Annotated in this window: 13 protein-coding genes; 4 read left to right on the forward strand and 9 right to left on the reverse strand. The window is 68.7% G+C overall.

What is annotated here, in order from left to right:
• Positions 1–424 precede the first annotated feature (424 nt).
• Together G4G29_RS18975 and G4G29_RS18980 are read left to right on the forward strand one after the other, a co-directional pair.
• A complete protein-coding gene (locus tag G4G29_RS18975; protein WP_244632209.1) occupies positions 425–1,957 on the forward strand; it encodes a heavy metal translocating P-type ATPase in 1,533 nt (510 codons plus the stop codon).
• Between the two features lie 31 nt (positions 1,958–1,988).
• Positions 1,989–2,234, forward strand: coding sequence for a hypothetical protein (locus G4G29_RS18980; protein ID WP_183151198.1), 246 nt, complete (start codon positions 1,989–1,991; stop codon positions 2,232–2,234).
• A gap of 21 nt (positions 2,235–2,255) precedes the next feature.
• Here the strand turns inward: G4G29_RS18980 and G4G29_RS18985 are convergent, their stop codons facing one another.
• The 3 genes from G4G29_RS18985 to G4G29_RS18990 are packed head-to-tail and all read right to left on the reverse strand — an operon-like array spanning position 2,256 to position 5,402.
• Positions 2,256–3,890, reverse strand: coding sequence for a fucose isomerase (locus G4G29_RS18985; RefSeq protein WP_183151199.1), 1,635 nt, complete (start codon positions 3,888–3,890; stop codon positions 2,256–2,258).
• A complete protein-coding gene (locus G4G29_RS23040) occupies positions 3,887–4,408 on the reverse strand; it encodes an FGGY-family carbohydrate kinase (protein ID WP_244632210.1) in 522 nt (173 codons plus the stop codon). Before G4G29_RS23040 ends, G4G29_RS18985 begins: the two co-directional genes overlap by 4 nt.
• Positions 4,362–5,402, reverse strand: coding sequence for an FGGY family carbohydrate kinase (locus tag G4G29_RS18990; RefSeq protein WP_244632211.1), 1,041 nt, complete (start codon positions 5,400–5,402; stop codon positions 4,362–4,364). Before G4G29_RS18990 ends, G4G29_RS23040 begins: the two co-directional genes overlap by 47 nt.
• A gap of 204 nt (positions 5,403–5,606) precedes the next feature.
• Here G4G29_RS18990 and G4G29_RS18995 point away from each other — a divergent pair, with 204 nt between their 5' ends.
• Entirely contained in the window at positions 5,607–5,900 is a 294-nt protein-coding gene (locus G4G29_RS18995) for a hypothetical protein (protein ID WP_244632212.1), read from the forward strand.
• A 6-nt stretch (positions 5,901–5,906) separates the two neighbouring features.
• Here G4G29_RS18995 and G4G29_RS19000 read toward each other — a convergent pair whose 3' ends face one another.
• On the reverse strand, positions 5,907–6,890 hold the full coding sequence (locus tag G4G29_RS19000) for a LacI family DNA-binding transcriptional regulator (RefSeq protein ID WP_183151201.1): 984 nt from the start codon (positions 6,888–6,890) through the stop codon (positions 5,907–5,909).
• Positions 6,891–6,992: 102 nt separating this feature from the next.
• Between G4G29_RS19000 and G4G29_RS19005 the strand changes: the two genes are divergently transcribed.
• Positions 6,993–8,126 (forward strand): glycoside hydrolase family 172 protein, encoded by a 1,134-nt coding sequence (locus G4G29_RS19005; RefSeq protein WP_183151202.1) that lies wholly within the window; start codon positions 6,993–6,995, stop codon positions 8,124–8,126.
• 59 nt (positions 8,127–8,185) lie between these two features.
• Here G4G29_RS19005 and G4G29_RS19010 read toward each other — a convergent pair whose 3' ends face one another.
• From G4G29_RS19010 to G4G29_RS19030, 5 genes are all read right to left on the reverse strand, one after another.
• A complete protein-coding gene (locus tag G4G29_RS19010; RefSeq protein ID WP_183151203.1) occupies positions 8,186–10,582 on the reverse strand; it encodes a GH116 family glycosyl hydrolase in 2,397 nt (798 codons plus the stop codon).
• Positions 10,583–10,667: 85 nt separating this feature from the next.
• Entirely contained in the window at positions 10,668–11,393 is a 726-nt protein-coding gene (locus G4G29_RS19015; RefSeq protein ID WP_183151204.1) for a hypothetical protein, read from the reverse strand.
• A complete protein-coding gene (locus G4G29_RS19020; protein WP_183151205.1) occupies positions 11,390–12,295 on the reverse strand; it encodes a carbohydrate ABC transporter permease in 906 nt (301 codons plus the stop codon). Before G4G29_RS19020 ends, G4G29_RS19015 begins: the two co-directional genes overlap by 4 nt.
• Complete coding sequence (locus G4G29_RS19025; protein ID WP_202045377.1) at positions 12,292–13,218, reverse strand: sugar ABC transporter permease; 927 nt, start codon at positions 13,216–13,218, stop codon at positions 12,292–12,294. Before G4G29_RS19025 ends, G4G29_RS19020 begins: the two co-directional genes overlap by 4 nt.
• Positions 13,211–14,530: a sugar ABC transporter substrate-binding protein gene (locus G4G29_RS19030; RefSeq protein WP_202045380.1), complete on the reverse strand. Its 1,320-nt coding sequence runs from the start codon at positions 14,528–14,530 to the stop codon at positions 13,211–13,213. Before G4G29_RS19030 ends, G4G29_RS19025 begins: the two co-directional genes overlap by 8 nt.
• Position 14,531 lies beyond the last annotated feature (1 nt).

The following is a 14,531-nucleotide window of genomic DNA, read 5'->3' on the forward strand; positions in this document are numbered from 1 at the left end:
GGGGATGCTGGAGCCATGCGCGCTCTTCGGCTCCTCTGGCGGTATCCGGTGATCACCCTGACGGTCGTCGTGTTCATCGCCGTCGGGATCCTGCACGCCGCCGACGCGGAGGACATCGGTCGCTGGGTCGCCACGATCTACGTCGCGGCCGTCGTGGCCTGGACGCTGGTGGGCATGGTGCGCGACGTGCTCCGGGGCCACGTCGGACTCGACATCCTCGCGGTGGTCGCGATGGTCGCCACACTCGCCGTCGGGGAGTACATCGCCGCGCTGATCATCGTGCTCATGCTGTCGGGTGGGGAAGCGCTCGAGGACTTCGCCGGCCGCCGCGCCAAGCGGGATCTGTCGGCACTGCTCGACCGTTCTCCGCGGACGGCCCACGCTCTCGACACCGGAGGCAGCCGAGTCGGACGAATCACGCGACGTGCCCGTCGACGACGTCGTCGTGGGCGACGTCCTGCTCGTGCGCCCCGCCGAGATCGTTCCGGTCGACGGGATCCTCCTCACCGAGAACGGCACGTTCGACGAATCCTCGCTGACCGGCGAGAGCATGCCGGTCACCCGCACCCAGGGCGAGGAGGTGCTGTCCGGCGCCATCAACGGCAGCCGCGCGATCCGGATCCGCGCGCTGCGCACCGGGGCCGACAGCCAGTATCAGCAGATCGTCGCGCTCGTGCATTCCGCCGAGTCCTCGCACGCGCCGATCGTGCGATTGGCCGATCGCTTCGCCATCCCGTTCACCGCCGTCGCGCTCGTCCTGGCCGGCACGGCATGGGCGATATCCGGCGACTCCACCCGTTTCGCCGAGGTGCTCGTGCTCGCGACGCCGTGCCCGCTGCTGATCGCGGCCCCCGTCGCCTTCCTCGGCGGTCTGTCGAGAGCGGCCAAGTCGGGCGTGATCATGAAGAGCGGGGCCGTCGTCGAGCAGATCGCCCGCGTGCGCTCGGCCGCCTTCGACAAGACGGGCACGCTCACGCAGGGCCGCCCGGAACTCGTCGACGTGCGACCGGCCGCGGGATTCGACGCAGAAGAGATCCTGCAGCTCGCGGCCTCGGCGGAGCAGTACTCATCGCACGTCCTCGCCGACGGCATCCGCCGTGCCGCCGCCGCACGGGGCCTCGTGCTGCACGCCGCCGAAGAGGCGAGCGAGACGGCCACGAACGGGGTGTCGGCCACGATCGGCGGACGGACGGTCGTGGTGGGCAAGCCGGCGTACGTCGCCTCGCTCGCACCGGACACCGTCAGAGCGACGCTCGGCGTGGGTGAGGCCGCCGCCTACATGGCGGTGGACGGAGGCTTCGCCGGCATCCTCGTGCTCGCGGACGCCGCACGCCCCGAGGCGGCGGCGGTGGTGTCATGGCTGCGCGTGCATGAGGTCGAGCGGGTCGTCATGCTCACGGGTGACGTGCATTCGACGGCCGAGTCCGTCGGCACGCAGATCGGGATCGACGAGGTGCACGCCGAGCTGCTCCCACCGGAGAAGGTCCGACTCGCTTCCGAGCTCCAGCCCCGACCGGTGCTGATGGTGGGCGACGGCGTGAACGACGCCCCGGTGCTGGCGGCCGCGGACATCGGGATCGCCATGGGGGCGAAGGGAGCGACGGCCGCGGGCGACGCCGCCGACGTCGTGATCCTGGTCGACTCGCTCGCGAAGGTCGTCGACGCGATCGCGATCGGGCGCCACACCCTTCGCGTCGCCCTGACCGCGATCTGGATCGGCATCGGGCTGAGCGTCGGCCTCATGATCGTCGCGATGACCGGCGTCATCCCGGCCGTCGTCGGTGCGCTCGTGCAGGAGCTCGTGGATCTCGCGACGATCCTGTACGCCCTGCGGGCGTTGAGCGGTCCGCCGAGTGGACTCCGTCCCGATGCGGTCTCCCACACTGCACCGAATCCCTCATCGACGGGTTCTGCACAACCACCGGGTTCCGCGTCTGCCGCCACCGGAATACCGTGACACGCTGGCCCTCCACACACAGACTGGAGGCATGCCCTTGAACGACCCGCAGGTATGGACCCTGATCGGACTCTTCGCCGCCGTGATGCTCGGTGGGATGACGCTCATGACGACACAGCTCAGCCGCATCATCCGCACCGAGGTCGACCGGATCGACGGCACCCTCTCGGCACGCATCGACGGCATGGACGCCCGGCTCGGCCGCATCGAATCCAAGGTCGACGACCTCGACAAGGAACTGACGAACCTCGCCACGCGATTCTGGCGCTCGCAGTAGTCTCCGCGGCGCGGACTCGACTCAGATCGCGACGTCGCCCACGAGGTTGACGGCGATCCCCATACCCGCGAACATCGCCGCCTTCGCGATGAGTGCACGGTCGGCCGTCTCGGCATCGGGCGCATAGACCAGCTGGGCATGGTTGGCCTTGTGGCGAGCCATGAACTGGTCACGAGAGATGCCGTGCAGCACCACGTGCGCGATCGGCCACTCCGGGTTCGTCGCGTCTTTGCGCCGCTGCGTCTCCTCCTCGGGCAGCTCCACGACGCTCGCACGGAAGATGTCGGCCTGCAGGATGCCGTCGGCGATGAACACCCGCGACAGCACGATCTCGCCCGGCTTCGAGACGCCGTTGACGGTCGCGCCCCCCGCCGGGAAGAACACATGCCCCTGGCGCCAGCCCTCGGCGTTCTGCCAGCCGCCCAGATGCGATCCCGGCACGGAGCCGGAGATCTCGTACACCCACACGAACTGCCCGTCGAAGTCTTCGCCCCACCGCACGTCGTGCAGCGTGTTGTCGGGCACGAGTCCCATCGCGCGCCAGACGCGGTCGGTCACGAGCGCGTCGACCGCGACCCCCACGTCGGCCTCGTTGAAGTGCGGGAACGCGCGCCCCTCATGCAGCACACGCGAACCGTCACGCGACAGCACCGGAGGGCGCTCGGTGGAGTTCAGGATCCCCTCGGCCAGGTCCGAGGCCGGCACCAGGTCCTTCAGACCCTGCTGGTACTGGATGCCGACCGCATCGAGGCCGAAGTCGTCGGCGATGCGCAGCGCGGCGATGTACATCTTCAGCTGCCACTGCACCTGCTCGCGCGTGAGCTCGGTAGCGGCATCCGTCCCGTATCGGAAGGTCATGCCGGCGTCGATCAGCCAGTCGTACGCGGCATCGGCCTCGTCATCGGCGACCTCCAGCATCTCGGCGTAGAGCGCCGACTGCGACAGCCGCTCCTTGTAGATGCCGGTGCGGTTGAGCAGTTCATCGTCGAAGATCGCGTTGTACATGCCCATGCACCCCTCGTCGAAGACGCCGATGATGGCCTTGTCGGCGAGGAGTTCCGCGGCGAGCGCTTCTCCCAGCTGCTTCTCTGGACTGTCCGGGAGGGCGGGCAGGGCGCGCACGTGCGAGGCGTCGTGCGTGATGGAGCCGGTCTCGGTCCACTCCCTGATGCCGTCCGTGAACCACTCATCGGTGAAGTCGACCGACCAGGTCGTGGCGTAGGGCTTGCCCATCTTGGTGAGTCCCGCGTTCAGCCCGAGGAGGCCGACGAGGCCGGGCCAGTCCCCGGCGAAGTTCGCGACCGTGAGGATCGGACCCTCATGCGTGCGAAGGCCTGCGAGCACGTGATGCGAGTACTGCCAATTCGCAATCGCCACGACCAGGGGCGCATCCACCGGGATGCTCCGGAACACCTCGAGGCCCATCCGCTGGCTCGAGATGAAGCCATGACCGGTGACGGGATCGACGCCGAAGGGGCGGACGACCTCCCACCCGAGCCCGTTCAGCACCCCGGTGACGCCTGCTTCGAGTTCGGCCTGGGTCGGCCATCCCGCGACGTTCGCCGATTCGCGCAGGTCACCCGAGGTGATGAGGTACGCCGTCTGCGGGGCGGCTGCGGGACGAGCGGCCGGGGCCGGCAGGGTGTAGGTGGTCATGATGCCTCCGGGTTGGGGGTGGGTTCGGTTCTCCGCTGCGCGGCGGCGAGGTCGTGGATGACGGACCGGGAGCCCTCGTACAAGCGCAGATATCGGTCGAAGAGGGTGTCGTAGAGGGGCTGCAGCTGTGTCTGCGGCCGGATGCGCTCGGCGATCGGATTCCAGTCGGTGATGGCGGGTGCCGCCCCGGGAGCCGCCGTCGCGGTCGCCGCGAGGAAGGCCGCGCCGTAGCTCGCGCCGATCGTCGTCTCGGGCAACTCCTGCACGAGGCCGGTGACGTCCGACACGATCTGCAGCCAGAGCCGACCCTGGGTCCCGCCGCCGACGGCCACGATCCGACGGATGTCGGCGCCCGCTGCGCGCATCGTCTCGACGTTGTGCCGCACCCCCAGCGCAGTGGCCTCCAGCGCGGCGCGGTACAGGTCGCCGCGCGTGTGCTCGAGGGTGAGGCCGGCGATCACGCCGCGGGCGTCAGGGTCTTGGATCGGCGTGCGCTCCCCCGCGAAGTACGGCAGCATGAGCACCCCTCGGGCGCCCGGCCCAGAGGCCTCGGCTTCGGCGAGGAGCACGGGATAGTCGGCTCCGGTGAGCTCGGTCATCCATGCGGTGAGCGCCGGAGGTCGAGAGCCCGCCTGCGAGGTTGCGCGTGCCGGCGAACGCTCCGGACGTCGTCCACATGGAGGGGGTGCGCAGACTCTCGGTGCCGTTCGTGAACACCATGAACATCGTCGTGCCGTACATGAGCATGAGGTCGCCCACCTCGTGCGCGCCGACGCTCACCGCCTCGGTCCATGCGTCGATCGTCCCCGTGATCACCGGGGTGCCTGCGGGGATGCCCGTGGCCGCGGCGGCTTCCGTCGTCACCTCGCCGGCGACGTCCCCGGCCCACAGCAGCCGAGGCTGCGCGATCGGGCCGGCGTATCTCGCCCACCACGCGTCATGCCAGCGCGCCGCGTCGATGTCGTAGAGCGGCGACACCTGACTGGCGGACTGGTGGTCGAGCACGTAAGCGCCGGTCAGTCGGCCGGCGAGCCAGGACGCCGGCATGTACAGGCGTCGGGCCCGCGCCCAGGCGTCGGGCTCCTCATCGGCGACCCAGGCGATCTTCGGTCCGCCGGCCTGCGAGGTCAGCGTCGAGCCGCCGACCCGGGTGATCTCCTCGACGCCGAGTTCCCGGGTGATCCTGTCGATCTGGGCCGTGGAGCGGGTGTCGACCCCGTAGAGGATGGCGGGGCGCACGGGCTCGTCGCTCTCGTCGGCGAGCAGGATGCACGGCCCCATCCCGCTGACTCCGACCCCGGCGATCTCCACGTCCGCGACCGCTTCGATCAGTTCTCGGGTGAGCGACACGAACTCGTCCCACCAGATCCGCGCGTCCATCTCCACCCAGCCGGTGTGCGGGCGGTCGACGTCGTGCGCCCTCGTCGCAGTCGCGACGATGGAACCGGTGGCATCCACGAGCACGCCCTTGCTGCTCGATGTGCCGATGTCCACCCCGAGGGTGCAGCGCATTTGTGTCCTCCCTGATGCCGGACGTCGACGTCTGCCGATCTGGTGGCCACTGTACGCGAAATCGATTTCATGACGCAAGGGAGCCACTCTTCCTGCACAGGAGTTCCGCCCCGTCGACCTCCCCACAGGTGCCGTTCCCGAGGTCAGGGCCCACCGGAATACCGTGACAACCTGGGCTCTCCCGCACACCATGGAGACATGCAGATGAACGAGCCTCAGGTCTGGACACTGATCGGCGTCTTCGCCGTCTTCATGCTGGGTGCGCTCACGCTGCTCATGCGTCAGAACGACAGGATGATCACGTCGCTCCGCGGCGAGCTGACCGCGAAGTTCGACGGCATGGACGCGAAGTTCGAGGCACGCTTCGATGCGATGGACGCGAAGTTCGACGGCATGGACGCGAAGTTCGAGGCACGCTTCGGCTCGATCGATCACCGACTCGAAGAACTCGACAAAGAGGTCGCGAACCTCGCGACCCGGTTCTGGCGTTCTCGCTGACCCCGCTCAGTTCCGTGGGTTCGCGGGCTGCACCTCGTTACGCAGCACGACCGTCCGAGCCGGCTGCTGATCGCCCTTGATACGTTCGAGCAGCATCCGGGCCGCGGTCACACCCATGTGCCGGGCGGGCAGCCGCACGACGGTGACGGCCGTGGGCGACAGAGTCGTGAACGGCAGTGAGCCGATGACCGCGACACCGACCTCCGGCGGGGTGAGCCCGTGCTCGGTCAGCACCTGGATGGCTCCGACGCCGATGAGGTTGTTGCCGGCCACCACGGCATCCGGCGGCTCGGGAAGCGCGAGAAGCTCCTCCATCGCGGCCCGACCTCCGTCGACGCGGAACGTCGCGAATCGCGCGAGCTCATCCAGATCGAGGTCGGGGTGCGCCGCGGCGAGCGCGGCACGCCATCCGGCCGCGCGCTCCGCCGCCGTGTCGATGTGCTCGGGGCCGCCGATGTAGGCGATGCGTCGGTAGCCGGCGTTGATCAGGTCCTGGGTGGCGGAGGTGCCGGCGGCGCGGTTGGCCATGACGACCCCGTCGATGTCGTACGTGGTGCTGCGGTCGACGGCGACCACCGGGCGTCCGGTGGCGAGGATCGTCTCGAGATCGGAGTGCTCGTCGGCGGTCGCGATGATCACGCCCGACATGTGCTCGGCGATCGCGATCCGGAGGTACGTGGCCTCCTTCTCGAGTTGCGCGTCGGAGTTGCAGAGCACGACCGAGTACCCGGCCTCGGAGGCGACGTCCTCCACCCCGCGGGCCATCTCGGTGAAGTAGGGGTTCTCGATGTCGGGGATCACGAGCGCGATCACCTCGGAGCTCTGACGGCGCAGCGTGCGGGCGGTGCGATTCGGGGTGAACTTGAGCTTGGCCGCGGCGTCGCGCACCGCGGCGACCTTCTCGTCTGACACGCTCGTCCCGTTGAACACGCGCGAGACTGTCGCGGGAGAGACCCCCGCGAGCTCTGCGACGTCGTAGATCGTGGTCATGCACCCTCACTGCCTGTCCGGTCGCGCCGGACGTGAAGCAACAGTATCGCGCACGTTCACGTTCTCTGGTGTTCCGTTCTGAAATCGATTACATTGGCGGCCATGACTTCTGCACCCTCTGATCTGGCATCTCTCGCGGCGCTGCGGCCGATCCAGACCCGATCCATCTCACCCGAGAACTTCGACGGTTCCGCGGGGGGCGGAGGCCGGGCGACGGAGGGCACGGGCGCCGCGAACGCTCGCGACCTCGGTCCCGGCTGGAAGATCTCGCCGAGCGTCGACATCAAGGCCGGTGAGACGTTCGAGCTCGCGAGCATCCGCGGCGCGGGCAAGATCACCCATATCTGGATCACGACCCACACCGACAACTGGCGCACACTGCTGCTGCGGGCGTATTGGGACGGGGCGGAGGAGCCGGCGGTCGAGGTGCCGTACGGCGACTTCTTCTGCAACGGATGGGGAGTCTTCGCGCAGGTGAACTCGCAGACCATCGCCGCCAACCCCCACGGCGGCTTCAACTCGTACTGGCCGATGCCGTTCCGCGACGGTGCGCGCCTCACGATCGAGAACACCTCGGTCGTCGACGTGCGCGTGTACTACCAGGTGACCTACGAGGTCGGCCGCGACCACGCGGACGACGCCTACTTCCACGCGCAGTGGCGGCGCTCGAACCCCCTGGAGGAGCTCACCCCGCACGTGATCCTCGAGGGCATCGAGGGGCAGGGGCAGTACGTCGGCACGTACATCGCCTGGGGCGTCAACTCCAACGGGTGGTGGGGAGAGGGCGAGATCAAGTTCTACCTCGACGACGACACCGACCACCCGACGATCTGCGGCACCGGTACCGAGGACTACTTCGGCGGAGCCTGGAACTTCGACATCCCCGGCCGGGGGTACACCGAGTTCTCGACGCCGTACCTCGGGATGCCCCAGGTGATCCGCCCCGACGGCCTCTACGTCTCGCAGCAGCGGTTCGGCATGTATCGGTGGCACGTGCTCGACCCCATCCACTTCGCGACCGGCATCCCGAAGGTCGACATCCAGGCGCTCGGCTGGCGCAGCGGCTGGCGCTATCTCCCGCTGCGCGACGACATCGCGTCCACGGCGATGTTCTATCTCGACCGGCCGACCGCCCGTCGCCCGAAGACGCCGACGGCCGACGACCTGGAGGTGCACTTGGGATCCGCTCCCGTACCGGACATCGGAGCCTCTCCCTCGCGACCGCCACAGGACTGAGCCCTGCCGGACTGAGCCGCCACAGGGCTGAGTTCCTGCAGGGCTCAGTTCCCCCCCGCTCAGCTCGCGCGCACCACCGTGAAGGGGCAGTCGCCTTCGACGACGTCGATCTCCACCTGTTCGCCGACGGTCACCGTGCCGTACCCCGCAGAGCCGACCCAGGGCCAGCGGCCGGGGGCGCCGACGTACAGCTCGCCGTTCGCCTCATCGACGCGCACGCCCGACCGGGCCTGCACCAGGGTCCACCCCGCCATGGCCCTGGCGTAGTGGTCGCCGCACTCGATCTCGTTGTACGGGTTTCGGCGGCGGCCGTCATGACGGTTCCAGAGCCCGTCCAGCACCTGCCGTGCCTCGTCTTCCAGCCCCTCGAAGACGCAGTGCGCCGCCACCTGCCACTCGATGCCGGTCCACACCTCGTCCGCATAGCGGGTCGGCACGTCGGGACGGCCGCCCTCCGGCCAGGTGCACATCAGGAGCCCGACATCCTCCGCGGTGTCGGCATAGACGCGGTAGGGATGCTCGAAGTCGGCGAATCCGTGCCGGAGGTTCGAGGCGACCACGTGACGCAGGGCGCTGCGCACGTGCTCCGGCGGCAGGATGTGGCCGAGTCCGAGCTGATGGGCCCACCACTGCCCGATGACCTGATCCGAGAGCACTCCGGTGCGCCACTGGTAGTCCTCCGGGTCGCCCTCGTCGAGCACCTGGATGTAGTGGGTGCCGTCGAAGAGCGCGTCGTCGTACAGGCGCGAGCCCGACTGGAACCGCTCCTGCGCCTCGGTCGCCGCGTCGGCATCTCCGGCGAGCAGGGCCAGCTCCTCGTAGGCCCGCAGCGCCGCGAGCCACAGCGTGCCCATGAACGGATTCGCCCCCGCGAGGTCGATGTCGTGGGTGCTGGGCTGGATGCCGCGGAGCACGCCGTCGCCATCGTCGTCCCATCGGCTGACGATGTGCGTGTAGAGCCTGACGAGCTGCGGCCACCGCCGCTCCAGCCACTCGCGCCCCGCACCGCGCTGCACGTCCCTGAGGGATTTGAGGATGGTCGCGAGCATGCCGTCGAGCGCGGGCTCCTCCGGTCCGCCGATGAACTCGTCGGTCATCTGCGGCAGATAGGTCGGCACACGCAGTCGGTGCGGGATCGCGCCGTCGGCGGCCTGCATCACGTCGAACTCCGTGTCGCGCATGTCACGCTCGAGGCTCGGCCAGAGACCCGCAAGCGCGGCTTCGTACTGCCAGACGTGAGTGCAGTTGAGCGGGCAGGATCCTCCGAAGACGCCCGACCACATCCAGGTCGAGTCGCCGAGCGAACCCTCGTAACCGTAGAACCTCCCGTCGGCGCCGATGAAGCACGTCGGGCTGCGGACGTACGCGGCCTGCGCGGCCAGGTGCTCGACCTCGCGGGGGTCGAGGCTGGAGTCGACGAGCGTCGAGGTCCATTTCGCGGTGCGCTCGGTGAGCTCACCCCACCGCCGCTCCACCGTGGACTGCACGTCCATCGCGTCGAGGAAGCGCAGGCCGTACGCGTTGCCGAGGTAGAAGCGCGACGAGCCCCACTCGGGGTGCGGTCGCCCGAACTGCTCGATGTCGACGAACCGGTTCGGCAGATGCCAGGAGATCGAGAAGCGGATGGTGTGCGACGCCCCTGGCTCGAGGGCGAACGGGACACCGACCACGCCGAGCCACGACCGTCCCTGCGCACTGGCTCCGGTTCCACCGCGGGGCGCGTTGAGCTGCGGATCGCCCACCGTGGGCGCGAGAGCGAGCCGGGACCGGCCGTCGTTGGCCGCACGCGACCGCAGGAAGGCGTCGAGGTGTTCGAGCCCGCTGCATCGGGTGAGGACTGCGGCGCTCTCGTCGTCGGCCGCGAGCACGAGCTGACCGGCGAGCTGGTCGCTCTCATCCAGGGACGGGTTGTCCATGACGATGCGCGACCACCCCTTGCCGCGGCGCAGCCGGTTGACGTTGCCGCCGAGCCCCGGAGTGTTGTCGGCGATGGGCGTGATGCCATCCCATCCGATCGCGTTGAGCAGTGAGCCGGCGAGGGTGCCGTGCACCGCGATCGGTCCGGTGTTGGTGAGTGTGAACTCGAACATCCCGGTGGGGATCGAGCTGAACTCGACATCGCGCGGTGCGAGCGGGTTGAGCACGCGCATCCGCACCGCCACGGGATGACGGGTGTCGGTGAGGTCGACCTCGGCGATCGGATAGGTGCCCCGGAACGAGGCGGACTCGAACGTGCCGAAGGCCTCGGCCGCTGCCGTCATCCACTCCGGCACATGCCCGTCGGTGGTGAGCGACGCCTCGGGGTCAGGCACGGGGGCGCCCTGCACCATCGAGATCACGTTGAGAGGCGGCTCGACCTGGGTCACCCGAATCCAGAACCCGGTGCCTGGCAGGGCGCCGAGATGGTTCGGCATCCCCTGCAGCTGCCATTGACGCAGCGAGCCGTCGGTGTTCACCGCGAATCCGCCGGTGCCGATCCCCCGACCGGCATCGCGAGGGCCGGAGCCTCGGTGTGGGGGCGTGACTGCGGCAGGATGTCCGTCATGATTCTCCTCTGGCGGGTCGGCGGGCGGGCGGGAGCGGGGGAAGAGCGACACCGGATGCCGTCGCCGCCGGCCAGGCCGCGGCCACGGCGAGCACGATGAGCACCGGGGCGACGAGCAGAAGCAGACCGCCGAACCATGTCAGTCCGAGCCAGGCGAGCGCGGTCGAGGCGGCCAGCGCGGCGAGGGGTGCTGCGGGACGACGCAGCGCCGCCACGGCGGACACGGTCACGAGCGTGCGCAGACTCACGTCGTCGCGCATCGCCCCCACCGGTACGGCGACAACCGCGACGAGGGCACAGAGCACGGCGACGAGCGTCGCGGCCACCGCGAGCACCGGGAACAGGGGCACGGCCGCAGCCTCGGCCACGGCGGCCGTGAGCATCGACCACGCCACCGCCAGGGCGGGCGCCCCCGCGCCGAGGAGCATCAGGGTCAGCCGCCGCCCGTAGCGCACGGGAGGGCGGTCGAAGAGCCGGTCGTGCATCGAGCCGAGCGCCCAGGCGGCAGGGAAGGCCGAAGCGCCGACGACGAGCAGCGGGACGAGCGGTGACCCGGGGCCGAGCAGCGCCGTCGCGAAGGCCCACGCCGCCAATCCCGCGGCACCCGTGACGCCGAGTGGCGCGAGCGCATGCCAGGCCGCACCGGGGAGCCGCAGGAGCACAGGGTCGACGGAACCGCGCTCTGACGAGGCCACCCCGGTCATCCCTTCAGGCACGGTCATCCCTTCAGTCCCGTCGACGCGACACTCTCCACGATCTGACGCTGGAAGGCCAGGAAGACCACGAGCAGCGGCACCACGACCATCGTGATCGCGGCGAACACGATCACCGCCGGCGCGGCGCCGAACCCGTTCTGCAGCGTGACCAGACCGAGCGGCAGGGTCATGTTCTCCGGGCTCGACAGGAAGATCAACGGCCCGAAGTAGCCGTTCCACGACGCCTCGAACCCGAGGATCGCGAGGGCGGCGACCGCTGGTGCCGACAGCGGGATGAGCATGCGGAACAGGATCCACAGATGTCCTGCGCCGTCGAGCCGCGCCGCCTCGTCGAGCTCACGGGGGATCGTCTTGAAGTACTGCGAGAGGAAGAAGATCTGGAACACGTTGATCAGGGCCGGAAGCCACAGCGAGGCCAGGGTGTCGACGAGGCCGAGCTGGCGCATCATGATGAAGATCGGGATGATCACCAGCTGCCCCGGCACCATGAGGGCCGAGAGCATCACGACCAGCAGCACCCGGCTGCCGCGGAAGTCGATCCTGGCGAACGCATACGCGGCGAGCACGGAGAAGAACAGGGCTCCGACGGTCGAGATCAGTGCGAGCGCGAGCGAGTTGCCGAACTGCTGGAAGAACGGCATGTACTCGAACACGTCGGCGAAGTTCTCGACCGTGAACGGGATCGGCAGCCACCGGGGCGGCGAGGCGAACGCGAACTCGGGCTCCGTGAGGCTCTGGACGATGAGCCAGATCAGCGGCGAGAGCATCAGGATGCCGAAGATCACGAGCACGATGTCGACGATCACCCCTCCGACACTCGGCCGGTGACGGCGGCGAAGGCGAGCGCGCTCGACACGCGTGAGGACGTCGGTCTGCGCCGGATCGACGGCGGGAGGCAGCAGCGTCATGATTCGTGCACCCACTTCCGGCGGCCGAGGAACTGCAGCACGGTGACTCCCATGATGATGAGGAAAACGAGCAGGGCGACGGCGGCGGCGTAGCCCATGTCGAAGGCTTGGAAGCCCTTCTCGTACAGATACATGATGATCGTGGTCGTGGAGTTCTGCGGCCCGCCCTTGGTGATGATCTGGATGGGGTCGAAGATCTGGAACGCGCCGATGAAGGTGATGATCGTCGCGAAGAACAGGGTCGGCGACATCAGAGGCAGCGTGACGTTCCAGAACACCTGCCACGAGGTCGCTCCGTCGGTGCGTGCCGCCTCGACGAGCTCACCCGGCACGGTCTGGAGACCAGCCAGCATGATGATGAACGTGAACCCGACGGTGTGCCAGAGGTCGATGAAGATGATCGCCGGCATCGCCCACGCGGGATCGGCGAAGAAGTTGGGCAGTTCGATGCCGAAGCCGGCGGCGTACTGCGCCACGTAGCCGAACGTGGGGTCGAGCACGTACTTCCACAGCAGGGCGACCGCGGCCCACGAGATGAGGAACGGGAAGAAGATCGCCACGCGCGCGAAGTAGCTCAGCACGCGACTCGCCACCCGGTTCACGGCCAGTGCGAGCAGAAGCCCGAACACCAGGTGGGTGACGATCGATGCGAAGGCGAACACGAAGGTGTTCAGCAGTACCTGCGGCAGGATCGGGTCTGAGAACAGCGTCGCGAAGTTGTCGAGGCCGACGAACTCGGGCTGCGTGAGCATGTCCCACTTCAGGAACGCGAGCACGATCGCGAACACGAACGGTCCGGCGACGAACACGAGGAACAGCAGCAGCGCGGGGCTGACGAACATCCAGCCCGTGATCGCGGTGCGACGCCGCTGGAGCTCGGCTCCAGGGCGCCGCACCGGACGGGCAGCGGTCAGACTACTCACCGACCAGCTTCTCCAACTCGGCCTGCGCCGCGTCGAGGGTCTTCTGCGCCTCCCCCTGGCCGGCGATGATCGTGCCCCAGGCCTCCTCGATCACCTTCTGCGCCTCGGCGCCCTGGTCGATCGACGGGATCGGCGTCGCGAACGACATCGCCTCGCTCAAGCGGATGGTGCCCTCTGGCGCGTTGTCCGTGAAGGCGGGCGAGTTCGCGACGGACTCCCGTGCCGGGACGATGGTTCCGCCGATCTCGGCGAAGTAGCTGCCGGCCTCCTCCGACATCAGGAACTTGATGAACGTCCAGGCGGCCTGCTTGTTGTCGCTGTTCTTCGCGATGTTCCAGGCGTCCCATCCGACGGGCGAGCCGTTGCCGGTCTGCGTCGGCCAGTTCACGACCACGGTCTTGTCGACCATGTCGAGCTCGCGCACGCCCAGCACGGGCCAACGTCCTCCGCTCAGGATGGCGAGCTTGCCCTGCTTGAACGCGGTGTTGCCGTCGAACTGACCGCCGGGCTTCGGGGCGAGGCCCATCTCCACCAGGCTGCGGGCGAACTCCGCGGATGCGACGGCCTCCGGCGAATTGTAGGTGGGGGTGCTCCAGTCCTCGTTGAACGTGCTGGCGCCGTTGGTGGTGAGCCAGGGCATCACGTCGACGAAGTAGCCCGATCCGGCGCCGACCAGGTACGCACCGGTCTTCTCCTTGATCTGCTTTCCGGCGGCGACGAACTCGTCCCAGGTCCAGTTGCCGTCCTCCGGGATCGCGACACCGGCCTTCTCGAAGACGTCCTTGTTGAGGTACATGGCCATGGTGTTGAAGCCGCCGGGGATGAACACGGTCTCCCCCTCGGGCCCGGCCGCGAACTCCTCGTTGAACTTCTGCAGGTTGGGGCTGATGTCGTCCCAGTAGTCGTCGACGACGTCCTTGTCCTGCTCGATGTAGGGGGCGAGGTCGGCGAGGATCCCCTTGGAGGCGAAGAGGCGCTGGCCCTCGGTGGCGACCTGGATGATGTCGATCTTCTGACCGCCGGCCAACCGCGTGGCGACGGTGGTCGAGAACGTGGCCCAGTTGCCGCTCGGGATGCCGACGGCCTTGAGCTTGATGTCGGGGTATTCCTTGTTGAACTCGGCGAACAGCGCGTTGAAGGCCTTCTGCTGATCGGCGTCGCCCATGTAGACGAAGTTCAGTTCGCCGCTGTCCGGCTCTCCTTCCGCGCCCGCTCCGCCGCCACCGCCACCGCCGGAGCACCCGCTCAGGGCGATGCCGGCCACGGCGACGGACGCTGCGACCTTCCACATGCGACTGCGTGTCTTCCGCATT

It is taken from the genome of Microbacterium sp. Se63.02b (genome assembly GCF_014171575.1).
In the GTDB taxonomy this organism is placed as follows: Bacteria; Actinomycetota; Actinomycetes; order Actinomycetales; family Microbacteriaceae; genus Microbacterium.